Genomic DNA, 774 nt, shown 5'->3' with positions numbered 1-774 from the left:
GCCCTAGGTGTCGGGTGGCAGCTGGTCAACAAGATCGCGGTTCAGGCGTGCCGCAACCTTGTCTACGACTCCGGCGATCACCTCGCTGACGTGCGGATACTCGGTGTCGATGAGCACGTGTGGAAACACACCCGCCGTCCCGGCGATCCCTCCTCGATGGTCACGGTGCTGGTGGATCTGACCCCGCTGGTCGACGGGCGCGGGCCGGCCCGGTTGATCGATATGCGACCCGGGCGCAGTGCCGAGGTGCTACGAACCTGGCTCAACGAGCGTGACCCTGGTTTCCGCCAGCGTGTGGAGGTCGTCACGATGGACGGCTTCGCAGGCTACGCCACCGCCGTGGACCACGCCTTACCCGCGGCGACGAAGGTGATGGTCCCATTTCATGTGGTGCACCTGGCCGCCGAGAAACTCACCGGATGCAGTCAGCGCCTGCAACGAGAAACGACCGGGCGGCGCGGACGCAAAGATGACCCGCTCTACAAGCACCGCCGTCACCTGATGACCAGGACGAACTATCTCACCGACCGGCAGAAACAACGGCTGAATCTGCTGTGGACCACCGACGACGACTACGTCGCTCTGCAGGTCACTTGGGGCATCTACCAGGATCTCATCGCCGCGTACGGTGTTCCGGGCAAGTCACGGGGCAAGACGTTGATGGCCGGGTTGATCGGCACGCTGCGTAAGGAGCTGCCGAAGGGGTTGGAGGAGTTGGCGCAGTTCGGGCGCACGTTGTGGCGGCGCCGGGCCGATATCCTGGCGTATTTCCAT

The 774-nt window shown here is 64.2% G+C and carries 1 protein-coding gene; it reads left to right on the top strand.

Annotated features, from left to right (window positions below; genetic code table 11):
- The coding region (locus ACT3S3_RS15270) for an ISL3 family transposase (RefSeq protein WP_444627018.1) at positions 1-774 on the top strand (774 nt) is incomplete at both ends.

The organism is Corynebacterium sp. AOP40-4SA-5, from assembly GCF_052377355.1.
In the GTDB taxonomy this organism is placed as follows: Bacteria; Actinomycetota; Actinomycetes; order Mycobacteriales; family Mycobacteriaceae; genus Corynebacterium.
This window is presented reverse-complemented; position numbering and strand designations above follow the sequence as displayed.